The 23,963-nt window shown below is 66.6% G+C and carries 23 protein-coding genes; 10 read left to right on the forward strand and 13 right to left on the reverse strand.

Annotated features, from left to right (window positions below; all coding sequences use genetic code 11):
* Positions 1 to 36: 36 nt before the first annotated feature.
* Positions 37 to 939 (reverse strand): alpha/beta fold hydrolase, encoded by a 903-nt coding sequence (locus K2F54_RS00095; protein ID WP_220603826.1) that lies wholly within the window; start codon positions 937 to 939, stop codon positions 37 to 39.
* A gap of 144 nt (positions 940 to 1,083) precedes the next feature.
* Here K2F54_RS00095 and treS point away from each other — a divergent pair, with 144 nt between their 5' ends.
* Entirely contained in the window at positions 1,084 to 2,871 is a 1,788-nt protein-coding gene (treS, locus tag K2F54_RS00100; RefSeq protein ID WP_220603827.1) for a maltose alpha-D-glucosyltransferase, read from the forward strand.
* A gap of 102 nt (positions 2,872 to 2,973) precedes the next feature.
* Here treS and K2F54_RS00105 read toward each other — a convergent pair whose 3' ends face one another.
* The 3 genes from K2F54_RS00105 to glgA all read right to left on the reverse strand — a co-directional run bounded on the left by K2F54_RS00105 (position 2,974) and on the right by glgA (position 5,364).
* On the reverse strand, positions 2,974 to 3,225 hold the full coding sequence (locus K2F54_RS00105) for a type B 50S ribosomal protein L31 (RefSeq protein ID WP_066595443.1): 252 nt from the start codon (positions 3,223 to 3,225) through the stop codon (positions 2,974 to 2,976).
* A gap of 134 nt (positions 3,226 to 3,359) precedes the next feature.
* Positions 3,360 to 4,142: an ABC transporter ATP-binding protein gene (locus tag K2F54_RS00110; protein WP_220603828.1), complete on the reverse strand. Its 783-nt coding sequence runs from the start codon at positions 4,140 to 4,142 to the stop codon at positions 3,360 to 3,362.
* A gap of 40 nt (positions 4,143 to 4,182) precedes the next feature.
* Entirely contained in the window at positions 4,183 to 5,364 is a 1,182-nt protein-coding gene (gene glgA / locus K2F54_RS00115) for a glycogen synthase (protein WP_220603829.1), read from the reverse strand.
* Between the two features lie 98 nt (positions 5,365 to 5,462).
* Here glgA and K2F54_RS00120 point away from each other — a divergent pair, with 98 nt between their 5' ends.
* Together K2F54_RS00120 and serB are read left to right on the forward strand one after the other, a co-directional pair.
* On the forward strand, positions 5,463 to 6,707 hold the full coding sequence (locus tag K2F54_RS00120; protein ID WP_220603830.1) for a glucose-1-phosphate adenylyltransferase: 1,245 nt from the start codon (positions 5,463 to 5,465) through the stop codon (positions 6,705 to 6,707).
* A complete protein-coding gene (gene serB, locus K2F54_RS00125; protein ID WP_308287429.1) occupies positions 6,704 to 7,351 on the forward strand; it encodes a phosphoserine phosphatase SerB in 648 nt (215 codons plus the stop codon). The genes K2F54_RS00120 and serB overlap by 4 nt, the downstream gene beginning before the upstream one ends.
* A gap of 66 nt (positions 7,352 to 7,417) precedes the next feature.
* Here the strand turns inward: serB and fabG are convergent, their stop codons facing one another.
* Positions 7,418 to 8,128, reverse strand: a complete 711-nt coding sequence (fabG, locus tag K2F54_RS00130; protein WP_220603831.1) for a 3-oxoacyl-ACP reductase FabG — start codon at positions 8,126 to 8,128, stop codon at positions 7,418 to 7,420.
* A gap of 156 nt (positions 8,129 to 8,284) precedes the next feature.
* Between fabG and K2F54_RS00135 the strand changes: the two genes are divergently transcribed.
* From K2F54_RS00135 to K2F54_RS00145, 3 genes are read left to right on the forward strand one after another with little or no spacing between them, the layout of a single operon-like run.
* On the forward strand, positions 8,285 to 8,629 hold the full coding sequence (locus K2F54_RS00135; RefSeq protein WP_255576536.1) for a DUF3099 domain-containing protein: 345 nt from the start codon (positions 8,285 to 8,287) through the stop codon (positions 8,627 to 8,629).
* Positions 8,626 to 8,868 carry a hypothetical protein gene (locus K2F54_RS00140; protein WP_255576606.1) on the forward strand — a complete coding sequence of 81 codons (243 nt, stop codon included), beginning with the start codon at positions 8,626 to 8,628 and terminating at the stop codon, positions 8,866 to 8,868. The genes K2F54_RS00135 and K2F54_RS00140 overlap by 4 nt, the downstream gene beginning before the upstream one ends.
* Complete coding sequence (locus K2F54_RS00145) at positions 8,865 to 9,707, forward strand: SURF1 family cytochrome oxidase biogenesis protein (protein WP_220603832.1); 843 nt, start codon at positions 8,865 to 8,867, stop codon at positions 9,705 to 9,707. Before K2F54_RS00140 ends, K2F54_RS00145 begins: the two co-directional genes overlap by 4 nt.
* A 115-nt stretch (positions 9,708 to 9,822) precedes the next feature.
* On the opposite strand, the gene K2F54_RS00150 is transcribed toward K2F54_RS00145, so the two are convergent.
* The 7 genes from K2F54_RS00150 to sufB form a co-directional block, all read right to left on the reverse strand.
* A complete protein-coding gene (locus K2F54_RS00150) occupies positions 9,823 to 11,421 on the reverse strand; it encodes an ABC-F family ATP-binding cassette domain-containing protein (protein WP_220603833.1) in 1,599 nt (532 codons plus the stop codon).
* A 118-nt stretch (positions 11,422 to 11,539) separates the two neighbouring features.
* Entirely contained in the window at positions 11,540 to 12,190 is a 651-nt protein-coding gene (locus K2F54_RS00155) for a TetR/AcrR family transcriptional regulator (RefSeq protein ID WP_220603834.1), read from the reverse strand.
* A gap of 164 nt (positions 12,191 to 12,354) precedes the next feature.
* On the reverse strand, positions 12,355 to 12,684 hold the full coding sequence (locus K2F54_RS00160) for a metal-sulfur cluster assembly factor (protein ID WP_104166251.1): 330 nt from the start codon (positions 12,682 to 12,684) through the stop codon (positions 12,355 to 12,357).
* A 4-nt stretch (positions 12,685 to 12,688) separates the two neighbouring features.
* Positions 12,689 to 13,453, reverse strand: coding sequence for a Fe-S cluster assembly ATPase SufC (sufC, locus tag K2F54_RS00165; protein WP_220603835.1), 765 nt, complete (start codon positions 13,451 to 13,453; stop codon positions 12,689 to 12,691).
* Between the two features lie 84 nt (positions 13,454 to 13,537).
* Positions 13,538 to 13,864 (reverse strand): non-heme iron oxygenase ferredoxin subunit, encoded by a 327-nt coding sequence (locus tag K2F54_RS00170; protein ID WP_220603836.1) that lies wholly within the window; start codon positions 13,862 to 13,864, stop codon positions 13,538 to 13,540.
* A 2-nt stretch (positions 13,865 to 13,866) separates the two neighbouring features.
* Entirely contained in the window at positions 13,867 to 15,090 is a 1,224-nt protein-coding gene (sufD, locus tag K2F54_RS00175) for a Fe-S cluster assembly protein SufD (RefSeq protein ID WP_220603837.1), read from the reverse strand.
* Entirely contained in the window at positions 15,091 to 16,509 is a 1,419-nt protein-coding gene (sufB, locus tag K2F54_RS00180; protein WP_130177461.1) for a Fe-S cluster assembly protein SufB, read from the reverse strand.
* Between the two features lie 284 nt (positions 16,510 to 16,793).
* Here sufB and K2F54_RS00185 point away from each other — a divergent pair, with 284 nt between their 5' ends.
* Positions 16,794 to 17,738, forward strand: a complete 945-nt coding sequence (locus K2F54_RS00185; RefSeq protein WP_220603838.1) for a COX15/CtaA family protein — start codon at positions 16,794 to 16,796, stop codon at positions 17,736 to 17,738.
* A 135-nt stretch (positions 17,739 to 17,873) separates the two neighbouring features.
* Here the strand turns inward: K2F54_RS00185 and K2F54_RS00190 are convergent, their stop codons facing one another.
* Entirely contained in the window at positions 17,874 to 18,824 is a 951-nt protein-coding gene (locus K2F54_RS00190) for a heme o synthase (protein ID WP_220603839.1), read from the reverse strand.
* A gap of 265 nt (positions 18,825 to 19,089) precedes the next feature.
* Here K2F54_RS00190 and tkt point away from each other — a divergent pair, with 265 nt between their 5' ends.
* The 3 genes from tkt to K2F54_RS00205 are packed head-to-tail and all read left to right on the forward strand — an operon-like array spanning position 19,090 to position 23,943.
* Positions 19,090 to 21,183, forward strand: a complete 2,094-nt coding sequence (tkt, locus tag K2F54_RS00195) for a transketolase (protein WP_220603840.1) — start codon at positions 19,090 to 19,092, stop codon at positions 21,181 to 21,183.
* 43 nt (positions 21,184 to 21,226) lie between these two features.
* Positions 21,227 to 22,339, forward strand: coding sequence for a transaldolase (gene tal / locus K2F54_RS00200; RefSeq protein WP_220603841.1), 1,113 nt, complete (start codon positions 21,227 to 21,229; stop codon positions 22,337 to 22,339).
* Positions 22,336 to 23,943, forward strand: a complete 1,608-nt coding sequence (locus K2F54_RS00205; RefSeq protein ID WP_220603842.1) for a glucose-6-phosphate isomerase — start codon at positions 22,336 to 22,338, stop codon at positions 23,941 to 23,943. Before tal ends, K2F54_RS00205 begins: the two co-directional genes overlap by 4 nt.
* Positions 23,944 to 23,963 lie beyond the last annotated feature (20 nt).

The following is a 23,963-nucleotide window of genomic DNA, read 5'->3' on the forward strand; positions in this document are numbered from 1 at the left end:
CTGGCGGGTTCTCTGCCGGGTGCTCGGTGCGCTCGTTCACTCGTCCGCCAGATCCAGGAATCGGCGCAGTCGGGTGGCAGCGGTCTCGGGTACCTCGTAGTGGATCAGGTGCCCGACGCCGGGTATGACGTGCAGACGGGCGTCGGCGAATCGGGCCTGCAGACGCACCTGCGCGGCCACGGGGGTGATGTCGTCCTTCTCGGCTGCGATCAGCAGGGTCCTGGTGGTGATGGCGTCGGCGTACTCGCTGACGTCCCGGCTCACGGATGCCCGGAAGGCCTCGAGCACGACGGTGCGGTCGGCGAACGCGGAGAAGTACCGGTCGTGCTGGTTGTGGATCCAGCGGCGCCGTTCCCGGCTGCGCGTCTTGGCCATCGTGATGCTCATGACGCGCACGATGACGCGGTTGCGCAGCAGGGCGAACCCCCACCGTTCCGGCAGTGCCGCGGCCAGCCAGTAGTAGAAGACCGCCAGCCGGGTCAGGACCCCCCGCGGGCCGGCCAGGGCCGGTGCCGCGATCGGGTTCACCAGCACGAGATCGTCGGCGTGCAGGCCCTCGGCCTGTGCGGCCGCGGCGGCGACGATGATGGAACCGAAGGAGTGGCCGAGCACGACGACGCGCCCGGGCAGATCGACGAGACGCAGGAACTCGGTCAACCAGTCGGCGTAGGACTCGACGGTGTGTCCGGCGGTGGTGAACGGTGCGGATTCACCGAAGCCGGGCAGGTCAGGCGCGAGGACATGCAGTCCGTGCAGCTGGGCGACGACGGCCTCAAGCCCGTGGTGGTCACCGCGGAAGCCGTGCACCATCACCACCGTGGTGGGGGACGCCGCATCGCCGTACTCCCAGTAGCGGGTGTCGCTGCCTCGTACGGGCAGGGTGTGGGCGCGGGCATCCATCACGCTGAGCAGGTCGGCGTATGGCGAGGGAACGATCATCGCTCCCAGTTTAGGCTGGACGGCCAGGGCAGGCTCGACCGGCAGGCGGGAATCGATTTAGAATCGCATCGCATCGCACCATCCACAGCCGCGTGAGGGCGTATCCGTTCCGGAGGCCACCGCGACAGGTCCGGAAGGAACGCCGTGAGCTTCACCGCACCCATTCAACTGCCCGGGCTCACGCTCGATCCGCGCTGGTACCGGCGGGCCGTGTTCTACGAGGTCATGGTGCGGTCTTTTGTGGACAGCAACGCCGACGGCGCCGGCGATCTGGCCGGACTGATCTCGAAGCTGGACTACCTGCAGTGGCTCGGCATCGATGCCCTGTGGATCCCACCGTTCTTCACCTCCCCCCTCCGCGACGGCGGGTATGACGTGGCCGACTACCGGTCGATCCTGCCCGAATTCGGCACCCTGGAGGAGTTCAAGGAACTCGTGACCAAGGCGCACGAACGCAATATGCGGATCGTGATCGACCTTCCCCTCAATCACACCTCCGACCAGCACGCCTGGTTCCGACAGTCCCGCCAGGACAGGTCGGGTCCGTTCGGCGACTTCTACGTCTGGAGCGACACCGACACGAGGTACCCCGACATCCGGATCATCTTCACCGACACGGAGGATTCGAACTGGGCATTCGACTCGGTGCGCCGTCAGTTCTACTTCCATCGGTTCTTCTCCCACCAACCCGACCTGAACTTCGAGAATCCCGCCGTGCACACGGCGATCATCGAGATCGTGCGCTACTGGCTCGACCTGGGCGTTGACGGGTTCCGGTTGGACGCCATCCCCTACCTGTACGAGTCCGATGAGGGCAACGGTGAGGGGGAACCGCCCACCCACGAGTTCATCAGACACCTGCGCGGCATCCTCGACCGGGAGTACCCGGGGCGGGTCATGATCGCTGAGGCGAACCAGTGGCCGAGGGAGGTCGCGGCGTTCCTGGGCACCGAGGACGAACCGGAGTGCCATATGGCCTTCGATTTTCCCGTGATGCCGCGGATCTTCTACTCCCTGAGGTCACAGCGGGCCGGAGAACTCCTGCGGGTCCTGTCGGAAACCACCGACATTCCGTCCGGTGCGGGGTGGGCGGTGTTCCTGCGCAACCACGACGAACTCACCCTGGAGATGGTCAGCGAGGAGTACCGACAGGCCATGTACGGGTGGTACGCCTATGACCCCAGGATGCGCGCTAACATCGGCATTCGCCGGCGGCTGGCCCCGCTGCTGGACAATTCCCGGTCAGAGCTGGAGCTCGCCCACGCGCTCCTCTTCGCCCTGCCCGGAAGCCCGTTTCTCTACTACGGCGACGAAATCGGGATGGGCGACAACATCTGGCTGCCGGACCGGGACAGTTCCCGCACGCCTATGCAGTGGACCCCTGACCGGAACGCCGGGTTCTCGGCTGCCGATCCCGGCAAGCTCTATCTGCCGATCGTGCAGTCATTGGTCTACAACTTCGCGCAGACCAACGTCGAATCATCCCTGGCCCAGTCCGGGTCCCTGCTGCACTGGATCCGCAACGTGATCTACGTGCGGAAGGGGCATCCGACCTTCGGTCTGGGTTCCCTGCGGGTGCTCTCGGTCGACCACGAGTCGATCCTGGCCTTCGTGCGGGAGTACGCCGGGTCCGGGTCCAGCTTCGGCGATCAACCGGAGACGCTGCTCTGCGTCTTCAGCTTCGCGCACAATCCGGTGGCGTTCCACATCGACGAACCCGGCCTCGCCGGCACCCGGCTCTACGACGTGTTCGGTGGAGCCGTGTTCCCGTCCTTCGACGAGCAGGGCGGACTCACCCTGACCCTGGGCGCGCAGAGCTTCTACTGGTTGCACTGCGGCCCGAGCACGGCCGGACTCACGGCCGCCGGGCTGAATGCAGCGGGAATGAACGCCGGCGGCATGCAGTCGAACCTCCAGTTCCGCAGGGTCTGACCGGTCCGTTCGAACTCAACACACAAAAACAGGGTGACCGGCCGAAGCCGGTCACCCTGCGGGTGGGATCCGTCGCGCGGATCCGAAAAAGAGGGGGTCGGACTACTTGCCGAAGCCCTTGTAGCGCGAGTTGAACTTCTCCACGCGTCCGGCGGAGTCCATGATGCGCTGCTTGCCCGTGTAGAACGGGTGCGACTCGGAGGAGATTTCGACGTCGATGACGGGGTAGGTGGTGCCGTCTTCCCACTCGATGGTCTTGGAGCTGGAGACCGTCGAACGGGTAAGGAACGTCGCACCCGACGCGAGGTCGCGGAAGACCACGGGAGCGTATGTGGGGTGAATGTCAGACTTCATGGAGACTTCCTTGGTGCGTTTCGGTGGGTGGGTTCTGGCTCGCCGGTTGCGGCAGAAAAGTAGTGCGGTCACGAGGACCAGCTACCGAGTTTAGCAGAATCTTGAGGCCGGAGGTGGCCAGGACCCGCCGTGGCTCAAAGTGCGCGTGCGGTGTAGCGGCCGTCGTTCTCGGTCAGCTCGATGGGCAGACCGAAAGTCTCACTGAGAGTGTCGGAGGTGAGGGCTTCCGCGAGCGGTCCGGCGCTGACGATGTGACCGTCGGACAAGAGCAGCACGTGGGTGAATCCGCGCGGGATCTCCTCGACGTGGTGGGTGACCATGATGATCGCCGGGGAGTCCGGTTCGCTCGCGTAGCCGCTGAGGAGCCTCAGCAGTTCCTCGCGGGCGCCGAGGTCGAGGCTGGCGGCAGGCTCGTCGAGCAGCAGGATCTCGGGGTCGGTCATGATCGACCTGGCGATCTGCACACGCTTCTGCTCGCCGTCGCTCAGGGTGCCGAACTTGCGTGCGGCGAGGTGGTCGAGCTTCCACTCGGCCAGGACCCGCTGGGCGCGGCGTTCGTCGATCTCCTCGTACTCCTCGTTCCATCGCCCGGTCACGGAGTACGCGGCGGTCATCACGACGTTGAGCACGGTCTCGCTTGCCGGAACACGACGGGCCATGGCCGTGGACGCGAAGCCGATCCGCGGCCGCAGTTCGAACAGGTCGCTGGAGCCGATCGGTTCTTCGAGGACCTCCGCGGTTCCCGTGGAGGGGTGCAGCAGGGCCGCGGCGATCTGCAGGGTGGTGGTCTTCCCGGCCCCGTTGGGTCCGAGAATGACCCAGCGCTGTTCGCTGTCTACGCTCCAATCCACTGAGTCGAGGATGGTTGTGCCACCCCGGACGACGGAAACCCCGGTGAAGTGAAGAACGTTGACCATGACCCCATGTTATCGGGCGCCGCCTGGGCCTCGGGTCACGCTAGAGCAGTCCGGCGTAAATCTCCCGCGTGCTGGCGGCGATCTGACCCCAGCTGAACATCTCCTCGGCCCTGACCCGGCCGGCGCGGCCCATCTGGGCCGCCAACGCCGGATCGGCGAGCACCTCGGTCAGGGTCCGTGCCAGGTCGGCGACGAAGACCTCGGGGTCGGTGGGCGTTCCCGTGCCGTCGGTCAGCTGGTCGATGGGCACCAGGCGGCCGGTGACGCCGTCGGCGACGACCTCGGGGATGCCGCCGGTCGCCGTGCCGACCACGGGCAGACCGCAGGCCATGGCTTCGAGGTTGACGATGCCGAGGGGTTCGTACACCGACGGGCAGACGAAGACCGTGCCGGCCGTGAGAACGGCGGACAGCTCCGGCTGCGGAAGCAACCTGTCGATCCAGACCACACCAGAACGTTCCTTCTGCAACGCCTCGACCAGGTCGGTCACCTCGGCGAGGATGCCGGGCGTGTCCGGGGCGCCGGCACAGAGCACGAGCTGCACCTCAGGCGGCAGGAGCGCGGCGGCCCGCAGCAGGTAGGGCAGCCCCTTCTGCCTGGTGATCCGCCCGACGAAGACCACGGAGGGACGGTCGGGGTCGATTCCCAGGGCGCGCACAGTGTCGCGGTCGTCCACGGGCTTCCACCGGTCGAGGTCGATGCCGTTGTAGACCACATGAACGCGGGACTCGTCCAGGGCCGGGTAGCTGCGCAGGATGTCGGCGCGCATGCCGCCGCTGACGGCGATGACGGCATCCGCGGCTTCGAAGGCGGTCTTCTCGATCCAGCTCGACACGCGGTAGCCGCCGCCGAGCTGTTCGGCCTTCCACGGCCGCAACGGCTCCAGGCTGTGCGCCGTGACCACGTGGGGCACCCCGTGCAGCAGCTTGGCGATGTGCCCGGCGCCGTTGGCGTACCAGGTGTGCGAGTGCACCACATCCGCGCCCTGCACATCCTGAGCCATCTGCAGGTCCACGCCGAGCGTGGTGAGGGTCGCGTTGGCCTCGGCCAGTTCGGCGGGGACGCCGTAGGCGAAGGTGTCCGGCTCCGTGCGCGGCGAGCCGAAGCAGCGCACCGTCACATCGATGTCGGTGCGGAGGGCCTTGACGAGTTCGGCGACGTGAACACCGGCCCCTCCGTAGATTTCGGGCGGGTATTCCTTGGTGAGCAGATCGACGCGCATGCAGTAAAGCTAGCGCATGCACCAAACCCAGCACAGGCTGAACCGGGACACGCCCCCAGCGGCTGGTCCGAACCCCCCGTTGGCCCTACTCTGAAGTTATGAAGGCCAAGAAGATCTTTGGAATCGTTCTCGCAGGCGGCGAGGGAAAGCGGCTGATGCCGTTGACCGAAGACCGCGCCAAGCCGGCGGTACCGTTTGGAGGGCATTACCGTCTGATCGACTTCGCATTGTCGAATTTGATCAACTCAGGGGTGACGCAGGTCGTCGTCCTCACCCAGTACAAGTCACACAGTCTCGACCGGCACGTGTCGCAGACCTGGCATGTCTCCCAGGGCCTGTTCAACTCGTACATCGCGTCCGTGCCCGCACAGCAGCGGCTCGGCAAGCGCTGGTTCAGCGGCTCAGCCGACGCCATCCTGCAGAGCCTCAACCTCATCCACGACGAAAAGCCCGACATCGTTGTCGTGGTCGGCGCAGACCACGTCTACCGGATGGACTTCGATCAGATGATCGAGGCGCACATCGCGTCCGGTGCAGAGGCCACCGTCGCCGCCATTCGCCAGCCCATCGGCCTGGCCGACCAGTTCGGTGTCATCGAAGTGGATGCCGCCACCCCCGACCGGATCAAGGCATTCCTGGAGAAGCCCAAGGACGCCGTGGGGCTCGCCGACGCACCGCATGAGGTTTTCGCGTCGATGGGTAACTACGTCTTCAACACCGACGCCCTGATCGAGGCCGTGCGCCGGGACGGCGAACGGACCGACTCCAGCCACGACATGGGCGGCGACATCGTTCCCGACTTCGTCAACCGCGGCGAAGCCGGCGTCTACGACCTGCAGCGCAACGACGTGCCGGGCTCCACCGACCGCGACCGGTACTACTGGCGCGACGTGGGAACCATCGACTCGTTCTTCGAGGCGCACCAGGACCTGATCAGCGCCCTGCCGGTGTTCAACCTGTACAACCAGAGCTGGCCGATCTTCAGCCAGCAGCTGAACTCTCCGCCCGCCAAGTTCGTGCGCGACGCCAAGGGCTCGCTCGGAACCGTGATCGACTCGGTCGTGTCACTGGGTTGCGTCATCTCCGGAGCGCACCTCGAGCGAAGCGTCGTCGGGCCCTGGGCGGTCATCGACTCCGGTGCTCACGTGGTGGACTCGATCGTGTTCGACCGGGTGCAGATCCGGCCCGGTGCCGTCGTGCACCGCGCCATCCTCGACAAGGACGTCATCGTCGCAGAGGGCGCCGCCGTCGGCGTCGACCGCGATCGGGACCTGGCTCGCGGATTCAGCGTGACCGAATCCGGGATCACCGTCGTCGGGAAGGGTGTGCACGTTCACCCGTGATCTCCGCAGCCCGATTCCTCGTTGTCCTTGATGCCGATTCGACACTTATCGAGAACGAGGTCATCGAACTTCTCGCTGACGCGGCCGGTTCCCTCGCCCAGGTGGCGGAGGTGACCGACCGCGCCATGCGCGGTGAACTCGACTTCGCCGAGAGCCTGCGCGAACGGGTGGCGACCCTCGCCGGCCTGTCGACGGATGTCTTCGCCGAGGTGGGCGCGCGCATCCGGCCCACCGACGGTGTGCACGAACTCATCGAGGGCGTGCACGCCGCGGGCGGCCGCGTGGGGGTGGTCTCCGGCGGGTTCCACGAACTCCTCGACCCGCTCGCCGAGACGCTCGGTCTGGATCACTGGCGGGCCAACCGGCTCGAAACCAGCGCAGGCCGCCTCACCGGCGGCCTGGTCGGGCCGATCATCGACGCGTCGGCCAAGGCCGCCGCGCTCACCGAATGGGCGGAGCTGAACGGCATCGAGCTCTGCAGCACCGTCGCCATCGGCGACGGGGCCAACGACCTGACCATGATGCGGGTCGCCGGACTCGGTGTGGCGTTCAACGCCAAGCCCATCGTGCGCCGGTCCGCCGATCTCGTGATCGATCGGCAGGACCTCAGCCAGGTCCTGCCGCTCCTCGGCCTCCGCGGCTGACCTGCCCGCCCGGCGGGTGCGGTTATAACCCCACGGGCTGGGCGCGTACCGGCCAGGGCTGGCGCTCTAGTGGCCCATGCCCAGTCCGCCGTCGACGGGGATCACGGCACCGGAGATGTAGGCCGCGTCATCTCCGGCGATCCACGTGACCACCCTGGCCACCTCGGCAGGAGCCGCGAAGCGTCCGGCCGGGATGTTGCGCTTGTATTCGGCCTGCTGGGCCTCAGGCAATGCCGCGGTCATGTCGGTCTCGATGAAACCGGGCGCAACGACGTTGGCCGTGATGCCCCGAGCGCCGAGCTCACGGGTGACCGAACGCGCCAGCCCGACCAGTCCGCTCTTGGAGGACGAGTAATTCACCTGGCCGGCGGATCCGTACAGCCCGACCACGCTGGAGATCAGGACGATGCGACCGAACCTGGCCTTGAGCATCCCCCTGGACGCACGCTTGACCACGCGGAAGGCTCCGCTGAGGTTGGTGTCGATCACCGAGGTGAAGTCGTCCTCCGACATGCGCATCAGCAGGGTGTCCTTGGTGATGCCGGCGTTGGCGACGACGACCTCGACGGGGCCGTATGCCGCCTCGATCTCGGTGAATGCGGCGTCGATGGAGGCGTAGTCGGTGACATCGGCGCGCACGGTCAGGCTCCCGGCCGGGCCCTCACCGGAGCGGGCTGTGATGGCCACCCTGTGCCCCTGGGCGATGAATTCCTCGGCGATGGCGTAGCCGATGCCGCGGTTGCCTCCGGTTACCAGAACTGTTCGAGCGGTCGCCATGGCGCGGGTCCTTTCAGTGGGAACGCCCGCTTCACGCGCGGGCACAGATCCATTCAGCTTAGAGCGTCCCGAGATGGGCACCGCGAAGCGGACAGGAGACGTAGGCTTGATTCACGACATGGACCGGCATACTGACCGTCATCACAGGGTGAAGCGATGGGCACGATGAAACAGCAATCGATCACGACTCTTCCTCCGTCCCCGGAGGACGAGCGTCGACGCCGCATGATCCGGTACACGGTCACCATGGGCATCCGCATGGTCTGTATCGTGCTGATGCTGTTCGCGCAGGGGTGGTGGCTGCTGGTCTGTGCCCTCGGCGCGATCCTGTTGCCGTACTTCGCCGTCATCGCCGCCAATGTGCACGGCGACCAGCGCCCAGGAGCGGTGCTGCGACCTGGTGCGGTGGCGGTCCTCCCCCGACCCGGCCAGGAGGAACGCCCCGGAGGCACGGACACCGGCCGCGCGACCCATCATTCCCACAACGGAGACCCACTGTGATCGGATTCGGCAACGCCCCAGAGACGAGCTGCTCGAGGGCGGGCTGCCGTGAGCGCGCTGGCTGGCGACTGGACTGGCGCAATCCGCGCATCCACGCCGAAGACCGCACGAAAACCTGGTTGGCCTGTGACGAGCACGTCGACTTCCTCCGCGACTTCCTCGCCACCCGCGACTTCCCGCTCACGGTCAGCGCCGTGCCACCGGCCGAATCGCCCGCGACCGAAACGGCGCCGGCATGACCGGTTGGGGCTTCCTGTTGTCTCGGCAGTGGGCGGGATACCTGGCCCTCACCATTGTCTTCGCCGTCGTCTGCTCCGGCCTGGGTACCTGGCAGCTCGCCCGTCGGGCCGAAGCCCAGACCGAGATCAGCCGGGTGGATGCGAACTTCGACGCCGAGGCGGTTCCGGTCACTGACGCCCTCCCAGAGCTCGACTCCTTCTCCGAAGACCAGAAATGGCTGCCCGTCGAGCTGACCGGTACCTATCTGCTCGACGACGAGCTCCTGGTCCGCAACCGGGCATACAACATCAACCCGGGATTCGAGGTCCTCACTCCGCTGCTGCTCACGAACGGGGATGTGTTCATCGTCAACCGCGGCTGGGTTCCCACCGGTGAAGGGCAGAACGCCCCGGACGCGGTGCCGGCAGCGCCGACGGGTGAAGTCACCGTCGTGGCCAGACTCAAGCAGGGCGAACCCGTCCTCGCCGGCCGCAGCGCGAGCGGGGACCAGGTGGCCACCATCCACCTGCCCGACATCGCCGAAAGGCTCGGCAGGGACACATACACCGGAGCCTATGGCCTGATGAAGTCGGAGGACCCCGCGGTGGCCGAGCGACCCATGCCGGTCCTCCGGCCGGTGCGGGACGAGGGCCCACACCTGTCCTACGCCTTCCAGTGGTTCGTCTTCGCCCTGATGGCCTTCGTCGGCCTGGGCTGGGCGGCCCGGCAGGAGTATCGCACCGTCAACGCCGCAGTGCCAGAGGAGCAGGAGCGCGCCGCCGAGCGGGCCAGGCGGCACGCCACCAAGCCGCGCAGCGACTCCGAGATCGAGGATGAGCTGATCGACCAGCATTCCTGACCGGGTACGGAACCCCAGACACGCACAGACCCGCCGTTCCCCGAGGGGGCCGGCGGGTCTGTGCGTGTCTGCGGATCCTCACGGCGGTCAGGCCAGAGGGGTCAGGCCTGAGTGATCAGGCCAGAGTGATCAGGTCGAGGTAGTCCTTGTTCCAGTGGTCCTCGGTGCCGTCCGGCATGATGAGCACCCGTTCCGGGTTGAGCGCCTCCACGGCCCCCTCATCGTGGCTGACCAGAACCACGGCGCCAGTGAAGTGCGCCAGGGCGTCCAGGATCTCTTCGCGGCTGGCCGGGTCGAGGTTGTTGGTGGGCTCGTCGAGGAGCAGCACGTTGGCTCCGGAGACCACGATCATCGCCAGGGCGAGGCGGGTCTTTTCACCGCCGGAGAGGACCCCGGCCGGTTTGTGCGAGTCGTCACCGGTGAACAGGAACGAGCCGAGAACCCGACGGGCCTCCATCTCGGTGATGTTCGGTGACGAGGAAATCATGTTCTGCAGCACACTGCGCTTCACATCGATGGTCTCGTGCTCCTGGGCGAAATACCCGATCCGCAGGCCGTGGCCCGGCACGATTTCGCCGGTGTCCGGCTTGTCGACGCCGGCCAGCATCCGCAGCAGGGTTGTCTTGCCAGCACCGTTGAGTCCGAGGATGACGACCTTGGAGCCACGGTCGATGGCGAGGTCCACGGCGGCGAAGATCTCCAACGAGCCGTAGCTCTTGGACAGGTCGCTGGCCATCAGCGGGGTGCGACCGCACGGGGCGGGCTCAGGGAAGCGCAGCTTGGCGACCCTGTCGACGGCACGAACGGCGTCCAGGCCGGACAGGAGCTTCTCCGCGCGGGCGACCATCTGGTGAGCGGCGGCGGCCTTGCTGGCCTTGGCGCCGAACTTGGCGGCCTGCAGCTGCAGGGTCGACGCCTTCTTCTCGGCGTTGGCGCGTTCCTTCTTGCGGCGGTCCGCGTCTGCGACCCGCTGCCGCTGGTAGTTCTTCCAGTTCATGTTGTAGATGTCGATGACCATGCGGTTGGCGTCGAGGTAGAACACCCGGTTGACGGTGTCGCCGACCAGTTCGATGTCGTGGCTGATGATGATGCACCCGCCGCGGTAGTTCTTCACGAACTCGCGAAGCCAGACGACGGAGTCGGCGTCGAGGTGGTTGGTGGGCTCGTCGAGGATCATGGTCTCGGCGGCGGAGAAGAGGATGCGGGCCAGCTCGATCCGGCGACGCTGACCACCGGAGAGGGTGCGCAGTGGCTGGTCGAGGATGCGGTCTGGCAGGTTCAGGTTGCTGGCGATCGATGCCGCCTCGGCTTCCGCCGCGTACCCGCCGAGCGCGTTGAATTCGTCGGTGAGGGTGCCGTAGCGCTTCATCGCCTTTTCGCTGGTCTTGCTGTCTGGCGAGCCCATGTCGATTCCTGCCTGGGTCAGACCCAGCGAGATGGTGCCGAGACCGCGGGCATCCAGGATGCGGGTACGGGCCAGCATGTCCGGGTCACCGGAGCGGGGGTCCTGCGGCAGGTAGCCGATCTCGCCGGAGCTCTCGATCTTGCCCTTGGTTGGCAGGGTCTCCCTGGCCAGGGTCTTCGTCAGCGTGGTCTTGCCCGCGCCGTTCCGGCCGACCAGGCCGATCTTGTCGCCGGCGGATACGCGGAAGTTGACGTCCTCCATGAGCACGCGCGCCCCAACTCGGATTTCGAGATCTTGCACACTGAGCACAGCAATAGTCCATTCAGAGGAGTCGTGGGAGGGCGGCCAAACACGGCCAATCCACCAGTATATTTGTTCGCGCGCGGTTTCGGTGCCGATGTCCCCTAATGGGCCGCGCCGACGGGGGTCACCTGGCCGGAAAGCGTCCGCTCGGGAGCACGCCGGGCAGGGCGGAACGAAGCCAGGCCGTGTAGGTCTCCCTGGACCAGCCGAGGCCGGAGACCAGGGTGTGGAAGACCTGCGGATGGCCGAGGGCCCAGATCGATGTGGCCGCCTCATGGTCGCTCAGTCCTGGGCGGAGACCCAGTTGAGTGCGCAGGGCGCCGACGGCATCGGCGTAGGCGTGCAAACTGCGGGCGGCCATGGTGACCTCGAGTTCACGAATCTCCGGGTCGGTTCCGGCTGCTTCGTTCACCACCCGGTGCAGTGGAGCCGCCCGCTCGTTCTCTGCGGCGATCCAGGTCGCCAGTGCGGCGATCGCCACGGCCGGGGTGGTCGAGTGTGCGATGCCGCTGGAGAGATCCGCGACACCGCCGCCGGTGGACCGTGCCGCGGTGTTGGCCGCCGCGAGCACGGCAGCGAGAACATCGACCTTGGAGCCGACCGTGTTGTAGATGGTCTGGACGGCGACGCCGCCACGCTCGGCGATCGCGGCGATCGACGTGCCCGCGTAGCCGTGCTCTCGCATCAGTTCCGCCGCCGCCTCGACGATGTCGCCGCGGGTGCCCGCCGTCTGGGCGTCTCGCCGGAGCTGGCTGCGGGTGCGGGTGGTTTCCATCTTCGTAGAATACCACTCCACTATCTGGCATGGCCTTCCACAGTGACGATTGGGCCGGCCGGAGCTCGGGATTCCGGCAGTGCCGGGGTTAACGAGAACCGCGCCGGTGACGGATGCGGTGGCATCCGTTCCGGCGCGGGACAGGTGGTGCGGTTGGCTCTGGGTCAGATCGCGAAGCCGAGGGCGCGCATCATGTCGCGCCCGTCATCGGTGATCTTCTCCGGACCCCACGGCGGCATCCAGACCCAGTTGATGCGGAACTGGTCGACGACGCCGTCCAGGGCCTCTGCGGTCTGTTCTTCGAGCACGTCGGTGAGGGGGCATCCGGCCGACGTGAGAGTCATGTGAATGATCAGCGCGTCGTTCTCGTCGTCCCAGCCCAGGTCGTAGATCAGCCCGAGGTCGACGACGTTGATGCCGAGCTCGGGGTCCATGACGTCTTTGAGGGCCTCTTCGATCTCATCGAAGCGCGCAGGAGTGAGTGTCGAAACCATGGTTCTAGCTTACGGGCGTCTCGGCGAGGAAGCGATCGTAACCTTCGTCTTCCAGACGGTCGGCGAGCTCGGGTCCACCCTGCTCGGCGATACGGCCGTCGACGAAGACGTGCACGAAGTCCGGCTTGATGTAGCGCAGAATGCGGGTGTAGTGCGTGATCAGGAGCAGGCCGAGGCCGGTGTTCTCCTTGGCGCGGTTGACGCCCTCCGACACGATCTTCAGCGCGTCGACGTCGAGGCCGGAGTCGGTCTCGTCGAGCACGGCGAACTTCGGCTTGAGCAGTTCGAGCTGCAGGATCTCGTTGCGCTTCTTCTCGCCACCGGAGAAGCCCTCGTTGACGTTGCGCTCGGCGAAGCTCTTGTCCATCCGGAGGCGGGTCATCGACTCGCGAACATCCTTGATCCAGTGGCGGATCGCGGGCGCTTCACCGTCGATGGCGGTCTTGGCGGTGCGGAGGAAGTTGGTGACGGTGACGCCGGGGATCTCGACCGGGTACTGCATGGCCAGGAAGAGGCCGGCACGAGCTCGTTCGTCCACCGTCATGGTGAGCACCTCTGCACCGTCGAGCAGGATGGAGCCGCTGTCGACGTGGTACTTCGGGTGGCCGGCGATCGTGTACGCCAGGGTGGACTTGCCGGAGCCGTTCGGCCCCATGATCGCGTGGATCTCACCCTCGTTGATGGTGAGGTCGACGCCGCGCAGGATTTGCTTGGTGCCCTGGTCGGTCTCGACGCTGACGTGCAGGTCTTTGATCTCAAGAACAGACATTTTTTCGGTATCTCTTTCGTTGTCCGCGGGTTGCGGGCTTCAGTGTGTGGGGCCGGGTGCGCTGGTGTGCGCCCGGCGTGCGCGTCAAACGGCGATCGTGACCAGAGGATCGATGAACACGTCGCCGTCGATCAGGTCGACCTGGTAGACGGGAACCGGCTCGTAGGCCGGCAGCGTCAGGGGGCGGCCGGTCGTGAGCGAGAACTTCGAGCCGTGCGCCCAGCATTCCAGCGTGTCGCCCTCGACGAAGCCCTCGGACAGCGAAATGTCGCCGTGCGTGCAGGTGTCGCCGATAGCGAAGACGGCGCCGTGGGCATCACGGACGACGGCGATGTTCACTCCATCGATCTCAACCTTGATGGCCTCGTTGGGTTCGAGGTCGTCGAGGGCACAAATCTTCGTTGACGCCATGTTCAGTTGCTTTCTGTTCCGCGGAGCTCGTCTTCGATGGCGCCCTGAAGGCGCGTTTCGAGCGGTTCCGATCCAATGTGCTGCACAATCTCGCTGAGGAAGCCGCGAACGACCAGACGGCGGGCCTCGACCTCACCGATTCCTCTGGACTGCAGGTAGAACAGCTGCTCGTCGTCGAACCGACCGGTGGCGCTTGCGTGTCCGGCGCCCAGGATGTCACCGGTTTCGATTTCCAGGTTCGGAATGGAGTCGGCCCTGGTGCCCTCGGTGAGCACGAGGTTGCGGTTCTGCTCGTAGCTGTCGGTACCGGGTGCGGTGTTGCCGATCAGTACGTCGCCGATCCACACGGTGCGTGCGCCGGCGCCCTGCAAGGCACCCTTGTAGTTGACCCTGCTGCGGCTGTTCGGTGCGTCGTGGTTGACGTAGACCTGCTGCTCGAGGTGCTGACCGGCGTCGGCGAAGTACAGTCCGAAAAGCTCGGTGTCGCTCCCCTGCCCGGCCAGGTGCACCGACGGGTTGACCCGCACGATGCCGCCGCCGAGGGAGACGACGACGTGCTTGAGACGGGCGTCCCGACCGATCGTGGCGAAGTGGTTGGCCAGCTGCACGGCATCGGCGTTCCACTCCTGCACGGTGACGACGGTGAGGTTCGCGGATTCGCCGACGATGATCTCGACGTTCTCCGAGATCCGGGCGTCGCCGGTGTTCTGCAGGATCACCACGGCCTGGCTGAACGGCCGGGCCTCGATCACGGTATGGGCGGCGCGGGGCGCCGTGCCGAGCGCGGACCTGGTGACCGTGATCTCCTTGGCTTCCTCACCGGTGACGGTGATGGCCAGGGCCCGGTCGAAGGCGTTCCAGGCGTTCGCGGCCGCACGTTCCTCCGGCGCGCCGGCGGTGCCGATGCGCGCGTCGGTGCGATCGACCCAGGCGACGTCGACGTCAGCGTGGCCGGTGGAGTCGATCTCGTAGACCGATCCGTCCAGTACGCCGGCGGTGAGGTCGGTGAATCGCGCGACCGGGGAGAGCTTCCAGACCGCTTCCCTGCCGGTGACGGCGGGGAAGTCGGCCACATCAAAGCTCTTGAAGCGTGCGGACCTGGTTTGAACGGGGACAAAGCCGAACCGGCCGTCCGAGTGCTCCTTGATACCGTGCTGCTGCGCGGTGGGCAAGGCTTCGGACGACGGGCGGGCTGTGGATGAAGTTGAAGTCGAGGCGGCGGACATTTAGCCGACGGATCCTTCCATGCCCATTTCAATGAGCTTGTTGAGTTCGAGGGCGTACTCCATCGGGAGCTCCCTGGCGATGGGTTCGATGAAGCCGCGCACGATCATGGCCATGGCCTCGTCTTCGGGCATGCCGCGGCTCATGAGGTAGAACAGCTGTTCTTCGCTGACCCGCGAGACCGTGGCCTCGTGGCCGAGCTGCACGTCGTCGACGCGGATGTCGATGGCCGGGTAGGTGTCTGAACGGGACTGGGTATCAACCAGCAGCGCATCGCACCGCACGGTGTTGGCGGAGTGGTGCGCCGTGGCATCCACTCGCACCTCACCACGGTAGCCGGCTCGGCCACCGCCGCGGGCGATCGACTTGGAGACGATCGAGGACTGCGTGTACGGCGCCATGTGGATCATCTTGGCGCCGGCGTCCTGGTGCTGACCGGGGCCGGCGAAGGCGACGGACAGCGTTTCACCCTTGGCGTGCTCGCCCATCAGGTAGATGGACGGGTACTTCATGGTGACCTTGGAACCGATGTTGCCGTCGATCCACTCCATGGTGGCGCCCTCGGCGGCCGTGGCGCGCTTGGTGACCAGGTTGTAGACGTTGTTCGACCAGTTCTGGATGGTCGTGTAGCGAACGCGGGCGTTCTTCTTCACGATGATCTCGACCACGGCGGAGTGCAACGAGTCCGACTTGTAGATCGGGGCGGTGCAGCCCTCGATGTAGTGGACGTAGCTGCCCTCGTCGGCGATGATCAGGGTGCGCTCGAACTGGCCCATGTTCTCGGTGTTGATGCGGAAGTAGGCCTGCAACGGGATCTCCACGTGCACGCCGGGCGGCACATAGACGAACGAACCGCCGGACCAGACGGAGGTGTTCAGGGCGGCGAACTTGTTGTCGCCGGACGGGATCACGCTGCCGAAGTACTCCTCGAAGAACTCCGGGTGCTCCTTGAGCGCCGTGTCGGTGTCCATGAAGATGACGCCCTGGGCTTCGAGCTCTTCGTTGATCTGGTGGTAGACCACTTCGGACTCGTACTGCGCGGCGACACCGGAGACCAGGCGCTGACGTTCGGCTTCGGGGATGCCGAGCTTCTCGTAGGTGTTCTTGATGTCGTCCGGCAGGTCTTCCCAGGTCTGGGCCTGCTTCTCCGTGGAGCGCACGAAGTACTTGATGTTGTCGAAATCGATCTCGGAGAGATCGGCGCCCCAGGTGGGCATGGGCTTGCGCTCGAACAGGGCGAGCGCCTTCAGGCGCCGCTCCAGCATCCAGGCCGGTTCCTTTTTCAGGTTCGAGATGTCAGTGACAACCTCGGGCGAGATACCGCGGCGGGCGGATGCGCCGGCGGCGTCGGAGTCGGACCAGCCGAATTCGTACACCCCCAGCCCTTCGAGCTCGGGTCGGTCCAGCAGAACGTCAGACATCTTTACCTCTTCTCCTACCCACATCAACCCGGATATCAGTCCGGTCATTCCCGCGGGCCGTGCAGACCGACCGACTGGTCGAACGTGCAGCGCCCCGCAGGCGTGAGTTGTGTGGATGGCTACGTTGCGTACCTAAGATGAACAAGGGCCGGTCGCGCCGCGATGTGAAATTCATCCGTCGCGCACGCTGGGCCCGTGAAACACCTAATTCTACAGGCTTGTCATGTTATTAGTAGTGCGACCCGGCGTATTCACATACGTGCGCACAAGCAGGGAGCAGAACCGTGAACCGCATCATCGAGTGGTTGCCCACCAGCGTGGGCCGTCGCCTCATCGTTCTCGGCTGGGTCTACCTCGCCGCGCAGATCTTCCTGGTCGGCACCGGCGGCCTGGTCCGCCTGACCAGTTCGGGTTTGGGGTGCCCGACCTGGCCCAAGTGCACGGACGACTCCCTGATCAACACGCCGGAGATGGGCATCCACGGGGTGATCGAATTCGGTAACCGCCTGCTCGGCGTGCTGCTCGGCCTCCTCGCCATCGCCGCGTTCGTGGCGGTCCTGCGGATGCGCCGCAGCCGGCCCGACCTGTTCCGCCTCACCCTGTTCGCGGGCCTGGGGATTCCCGCCCAGGCCGTGATCGGCGGCATCAGCGTGCTGACCCAGCTGAACCCGTATGTGGTCGGGATCCACTTCGTCATCTCGGTGGTCCTCGTCGGCCTGTGCACCGCGTTCCTCTACCGGTTGTACACCGGCCCAGGTCCGCGGGAACGGGTCGTGCCGGGGTGGTTCCTCGGCGTGACCCACCTCACCAGCTTCGCCGTGGCCGTCACCATCCTCGTCGGCATCCTCACCACCGGGTCTGGGCCGCACGCGGGTGACGCGGATGCGCCGCGTAACGGCCTCGACTCCGAATTCCTGCAGCACGTGCACAGCTGGCCGGCCTACCTGACGGTGGCGCTGACCCTGGCACTCGTGGTCGGCGCCGTGACGCTGCGCCTGCCGCTGCGACGCTGGGTACTGCTGCTCCTCGCCGTCGAGCTGGTGCAGACCGCTGTCGGGCTCATCCAGTCCAACCTCGGCCTGCCGCCCATCCTCGTGGGTGTGCACATGGTTCTCGCCTGCGTGCTCGCCGCGGCGATGACCGCCGTGATCCTGAACCTCAAGCAGCCCGTGCCGGTTGCCGTCACTCCCCCGGCCCAGCGCACCCCGGCAGCTACCGCCGCCCGCTGACCCGGGCCGAGAGGTGGTCCCAGGCTCCCGGTGAGCCTCCCGCGAGAGCGGTGAAACGGTCACCTCAGCACGCCCGACGCAGCCACACCCCGCTCTCGCGGACGGTGGAGCGGCCCGCCGGAGCGCGCAGCCGGGCTAGAAGGGCAGCAGCGGGTCGACGCCCACGGCGACGAAGACGAGGGTGAGATACCCGATCGAACCGTGGAACACCCGCATCGGCGACACGTTCTCGTGGCGGATCGTCAGGTTGTAGAGGCGGTGGGTCTCGTAGATGAACCAGGCGCCCGATGCCGCCGCCACAACGGTGTAGAGCACGCCCATGTCCGCGATCGGGATGAGCAGCAGCGAGCAGGCTACGGTGGCCCAGGCGTAGAGGATGACCTGGAGGCCCACCTGGGCTCGGCCGCGCACGACGGCCAGCATGGGCACGCCGGCGGCCTGATAGTCGTCGCGATACTTCATCGACAACGGCCAGTAGTGCGGCGGAGTCCAGAGGAAGATGATGAGGAAGAGCACGAACGGCGGCCAGGACAGGTCACCGGTCACGGCGGCCCAACCGATCAGCACCGGCATGCAGCCTGCGACTCCGCCCCAGACGATGTTCTGCGCGGTGCGGCGCTTGAGGATCATCGTGTAGAAGACCACGTAGAGCAGGATCGCGCCCAGCGACAGCGCCGCTGCGACCCAGTTGGTGAAGATCCAGAGCCAGGCGATCGACACGGCGCCGAGAACCCAGGCGAAGACCAGGGCCTGACGGTCGGTCAGTTCGCCGGTCACCAGCGGGCGACCCTGGGTACGGTTCATCAACCGGTCGATGTCGCGGTCCAGGTAACAGTTGAACGCCCCGGCCGAGCCCGCACTGAACGCTCCGCCGATGAGGGTGGCCAGGACCAGCCACAGGTCGGGGATGCCGCCGGTGGCGAGGATCATCGTCGGCGCTGTAACAACGAGTAACAGTTCGACGACCCGCGGCTTGGTCAGCGACAGATAGGCCAGGAATGTTCGTCTGGCCCGGGCGTACCGGTCGTGTGCGCCCGGTTCGCGGGCCTCCGCAGTAGTGTCGATTGCTTCTCGTGCGCTTCGCATATTGCCTTGATTCTAGATCATTCCGGCACCTCTCACTCCCGGCCCGACTGTGCGAGTGCGGCGCAATCTTCACGAAACAACGTCGCCAAGCCGGGGTCCGTATACTGGAATTGCTCGCCAATCTAAGGTGCATGCATCCGTGAGCCACCTGATACGGGCCTCCTCCTGCGCACCTCGATGCCGATAACGACGTCGGCGGGCAATTACTCTCCAGCGGCGCGGGATAAGCGTGCCGCCTTTGACGGATTCAGAAGGGTCAGTTCACGTGGCAGCATTGCAGTGGGATTCCATCGACAACAAAGCGGTCGACACCGCTCGCATCCTGGCGGCAGACGCCGTGGAAAAGGTCGGGAACGGCCACCCGGGTACCGCCATGAGCCTCGCTCCGGCCGCCTACCTGCTGTTCCAGAAGGTCATGCGACGCGATCCCGCTGACAACGAGTGGATCGGCCGTGACCGGTTCATCCTCTCGGTCGGCCACAGCTCCCTCACCCAGTACGTACAGCTCTACCTCGGCGGCTACGGCCTCGAACTGGACGACCTCAAGGCGCTGCGCACTTGGGGCTCCAAGACCCCCGGCCACCCCGAGTACGGCCACACCGACGGTGTCGAGATCACCACGGGTCCCCTCGGCCAGGGCCTCGCCTCCGCCGTCGGCTTCGCGTACGCCTCCCGCTTCGAGCGCGGTCTGTTCGACCCGGAGGCCGAAACCGGCACCAGCGTCTTCGACCAGTTCGTCTACGTCATCGCCGGTGACGGCGACCTCCAGGAGGGCATCACCTCCGAGGCGTCCTCGCTGGCCGGCCATCAGCAGCTCGGCAACCTGATCGCGATCTACGACTCCAACCAGATCTCGATCGAGGACGACACCAACATCGCCTTCACCGAGGATGTCGCGGCCCGCTACGACGCCTACAACTGGCACGTGCAGACCGTCGACTGGAAGAAGACCGGTGAGTACGTCGAGGACGTCGCCGCGCTCAACGACGCGATCGAGGCGGCCAAGGCCGTCACCGACAAGCCGTCGCTGATCATCCTCAAGACCATCATCGGGTGGCCGAGCCCCAAGAAGCAGAACACCGGAAAGATCCACGGTTCCGCCCTCGGCGCAGAGGAACTCGCCGGCGTGAAGGAAATCCTCGGCTTCGACCCCGAGAAGACGTTCGAGGTCTCCGACGAGGTCATCGCTCACACCCGCCAGGCCCTGGACCGTGGCGCCGAGCAGCACGCGGAGTGGAACGTGCGCTTCGACGCCTGGGCCGCGGCCAACCCCGAGCGCAAGATCCTGCTCGACCGGATCCTCTCCGGCGACCTGCCCGACGGCGTCGACGAGGCCCTGCCGGTCTTCCCCGCCGGCACCGAGGTCTCCACCCGGGCCTCCTCCGGCAAGGTCCTCACCGCCCTCGGCGGCGTCATCCCGGAACTGTGGGGTGGCTCAGCCGACCTGGCCGAGTCGAACAACACCACCATCGGCGGGGCCGCCTCGTTCATCCCGAGCGAGCACTCCACCGGGGAATGGACCGGAAACTCGTACGGCCGCGTCCTGCACTTCGGTATCCGTGAGCACGCCATGGCCGCGATCCTCAACGGCATCGTCCTGCACGGCAACACCCGCCCCTTCGGCGGCACGTTCCTGATCTTCAGCGACTACATGCGCCCCGCCGTGCGTCTGGCCGCGTTGATGAAGGCCCCGTCGATCTTCGTCTGGACCCACGACTCCGTCGCGCTCGGTGAAGACGGTCCCACCCACCAGCCGATCGAACAGCTCGCCACCCTGCGCGCCATTCCCGGACTCGACGTGGTGCGCCCCGGCGACGCCAACGAGGTCTCCTGGGCCTGGAAGACCATCCTCGAACGCCGCAACGGCCCGGCCGGTATCGTCCTGACCCGTCAGAACATCCCGGTGTTCGAGCGTGGCGACGGCGACGCCTCCGGTGAGACCTTCGCGTCGGCGAAGAACGTCGCCAAGGGCGCCTACGTCCTGGCCGAGGCCCCGGGCGGCACGCCCGATGTGATCCTCATCGCCACCGGCTCCGAGGTTCAGCTGGCCGTCAACGCCCGCGAGGCGCTCAAGGCGGACGGCGTGAACGCTCGCGTCGTCTCCGTGCCGAGCCTGGAGTGGTTCGAGGAGCAGCCGGCGGAGTACCGCGAGTCGGTTCTGCCCAAGGCGATCACCGCCCGGGTATCGGTTGAGGCCGGAATCGCGTTGACCTGGACCAAGTACGTCGGCGACCGCGGCCGCAGCGTGTCGATCGAGCACTTCGGTGCGTCGGCCGACTACAAGACCCTGTTCCGCGAATTCGGTATCACCACCGAAGCCGTCGTCGCCGCCGCCAAAGAATCCCTCGCCGCGCTCTGAGCGCGACACCCCGAAGAGCAGCACTCAAGGAGATATGACTTTCATGACTGAAAACACCCCCACCGCCGCACTCTCCGCCGCCGGCGTCAGCATCTGGCTCGACGACCTGTCGCGTGAGCGCATCCAGTCCGGCGGACTGCAGAAGCTCATCGCAGAGAAGAACGTCGTCGGCATCACCACCAACCCGACGATCTTCGCCGCAGCGCTGGCCAAGGGCGAGGCATACGACGCCCAGGTGGCCACCTTGGCCGCGGCCGGCACCAACGTCACCGACGCCGTCTTCGAGATCACCACCGACGACGTCGCGGCTGCCTGCGACATCTTCCGCCCGATCTACGACGCCACCAACGGCTTCGACGGCCGGGTGTCGATCGAGGTCGAGCCCGCCGCCGCCCACGACGCCGAGAAGACCCTCGCCGAAGCGCAGCAGCTGTGGAAGAAGGTCAACCGTCCCAACGCGATGATCAAGATCCCCGCGACCATCGAGGGCCTCGAAGCGATCACGGAGACCATCGCACTCGGCATCAGCGTCAACGTCACCCTGATCTTCAGCCTGGAACGCTACCGCGCGGTCATCAACGCCTACCTCAGCGGTCTCGAGAAGGCCAAGGCTGCCGGTATCGACCTGTCCACGATCCACTCGGTCGCCTCGTTCTTCGTGTCGCGGGTCGACACTGAAATCGACAAGCGCCTCGCCGCGGTCGGCACCGATGAGGCACTCGCCCTGCAGAGCAAGGCCGGCGTCGCCAACGCACAGCTCGCCTACCAGGTCTTCGAGCAGTCCTTCGCGTCCGAGCGCGCCGCCGGGCTCCTGGCCGCGGGTGCCAACAAGCAGCGCCCGCTCTGGGCATCCACCGGCGTGAAGTCGGCCGACCTGCCCGACACCCTCTACGTGACCGAACTGGTCGCCCCCGAGGTTGTCAACACGATGCCGGAGAAGACCCTCGAGGCCACATTCGACCACGGTGTCATCGTCGCCGGCGCCGTCACCAGCGCGTACGACGAGGCCAACGCCGTGCTCGACGCGATCGCCGCGCAGGGTGTCTCCTACGACGACGTCACCCGTCTGCTCGAGGAAGAGGGCGTCTCGAAGTTCATCATCTCCTGGAACGAACTGCTGGACACCGTCACGGCGGCGCTCGAAGCGGCCAAGTGAGTTTTCACATCTCGGTGAGCGGAGCGGCCGCTACGGCCGCCCGCGCCGCGGTGCCGGCTCTCGTGACCGAGCTTGTCGCCTCCGGTATCACGTCACTGGACCCCGCACTGTGGGGCCCGGAGGCTGAAGCCGAGGCCGGCAAGCGACTCGGGTGGACCGAGTCCGTCGTCACGTCGCGCCCGCTCGTCGCCGAGATCCTCGCCCTGCGCGAGGAACTGACCGCCCGGGGTGTCACCCAGATCACCCTGGCGGGCATGGGCGGATCGTCGCTCGCGCCCGAGGTCATCACCCGCACCAGCGGTGTGCCCCTGACCGTGCTCGACGCGACCGACCCCGGCCAGGTGCTCTCCGCACTCACCGACCGGTTGGAGAGCACGGCCCTGGTGGTGTCGTCCAAGTCCGGCGGCACCGTCGAGACCGACAGTCAGCTCCGGGTTTTCGAACGGGCGTTCCGCGACATCGGTATCGACCCCGCTGAGCGCATCATCGTCGTCACCGACCCCGGCTCCCCGCTGGAAGCGTCGGCGGCCGAAGCCGGCTACCGGGTCTTCACCGCCGACCCCACCGTCGGCGGCCGGTTCTCGGCGCTCACCGCATTCGGGCTGGTGCCGTCCGGCCTGGCCGGCGTTGACATCGGCCAGCTCCTCGACGAGGCCGACGCGGTCTCGCTGGCGTTGGCGGTCGACTCAGCGGATAACCCCGGGCTGATCCTGGGCGCCGCGATCGCGGCGACCAGTCCGCGCCGGGACAAGCTGGCAATCGTCGCAGACGGCACCCACATCAGTGGTTTCGCCGACTGGGCCGAACAACTCATCGCCGAATCCACGGGCAAAAGCGGGACCGGCATCCTGCCCGTCGTGCTCGACCCTGCTGCACCGGAGCTCGCCGCGATGCTGCCCGACGTTCAGGTCGTGCGGGTCGTTGCGGATGCCGGCGGCGAGGTGTTCGTCGATCACGACGGTGCTGATGAGATCCGCGTCAGTGGAACCCTCGGTGCCCAGTTCCTGGTGTGGGAGTACGCCACCGTCATCGCCGGCCGGCTGCTCGGGATCAACCCGTTCGACCAGCCCGACGTCGAGTCAGCCAAGATCGCGACCCGCGGCCTGTTGGAGTCCCGCCCGGAACCCGAACCGGCCGCGTTCATCTCCGACGGCATCGAGGTGCGTGGCACGCCGCACGTCATCGGTGCCGCCAGCGACCTGGCCAGCGCCGTGGACGCGCTGCTGGAGGAGCTCGGGCCCGACGGGTACGTTGCCGTGCAGGCCTACGCCGACCGGCTTGCGGTCCCGCAGTTGTCGGAGCTGCGCGGTCTCATCGCGACGCTGGCCAAGCGTCCGGTCACCTTCGGGTGGGGGCCCAGGTTCCTGCACTCGACCGGCCAGTTCCACAAGGGTGGCACGCCGACAGGCGTGTTCCTGCAGATCCTCAGCACTCCCGCCGAAGACCTGGCGATCCCCGGCCGTCCATTCACGTTCGGTGAGCTCATCCAGGCCCAGGCCAACGGTGACGCCAGCGTTCTCGCCGAAGCCGGTCGCCCGGTCCTCACCCTCACCCTGACCGACCCGGCTGCGAACCTCGACACCCTGTTCGCCGCAGTCCGATAAGTCAAGCCTTCTGCGTCGTT

This window comes from Cryobacterium inferilacus (assembly GCF_019599185.1).
Taxonomy (GTDB): Bacteria; Actinomycetota; Actinomycetes; order Actinomycetales; family Microbacteriaceae; genus Cryobacterium; species Cryobacterium inferilacus.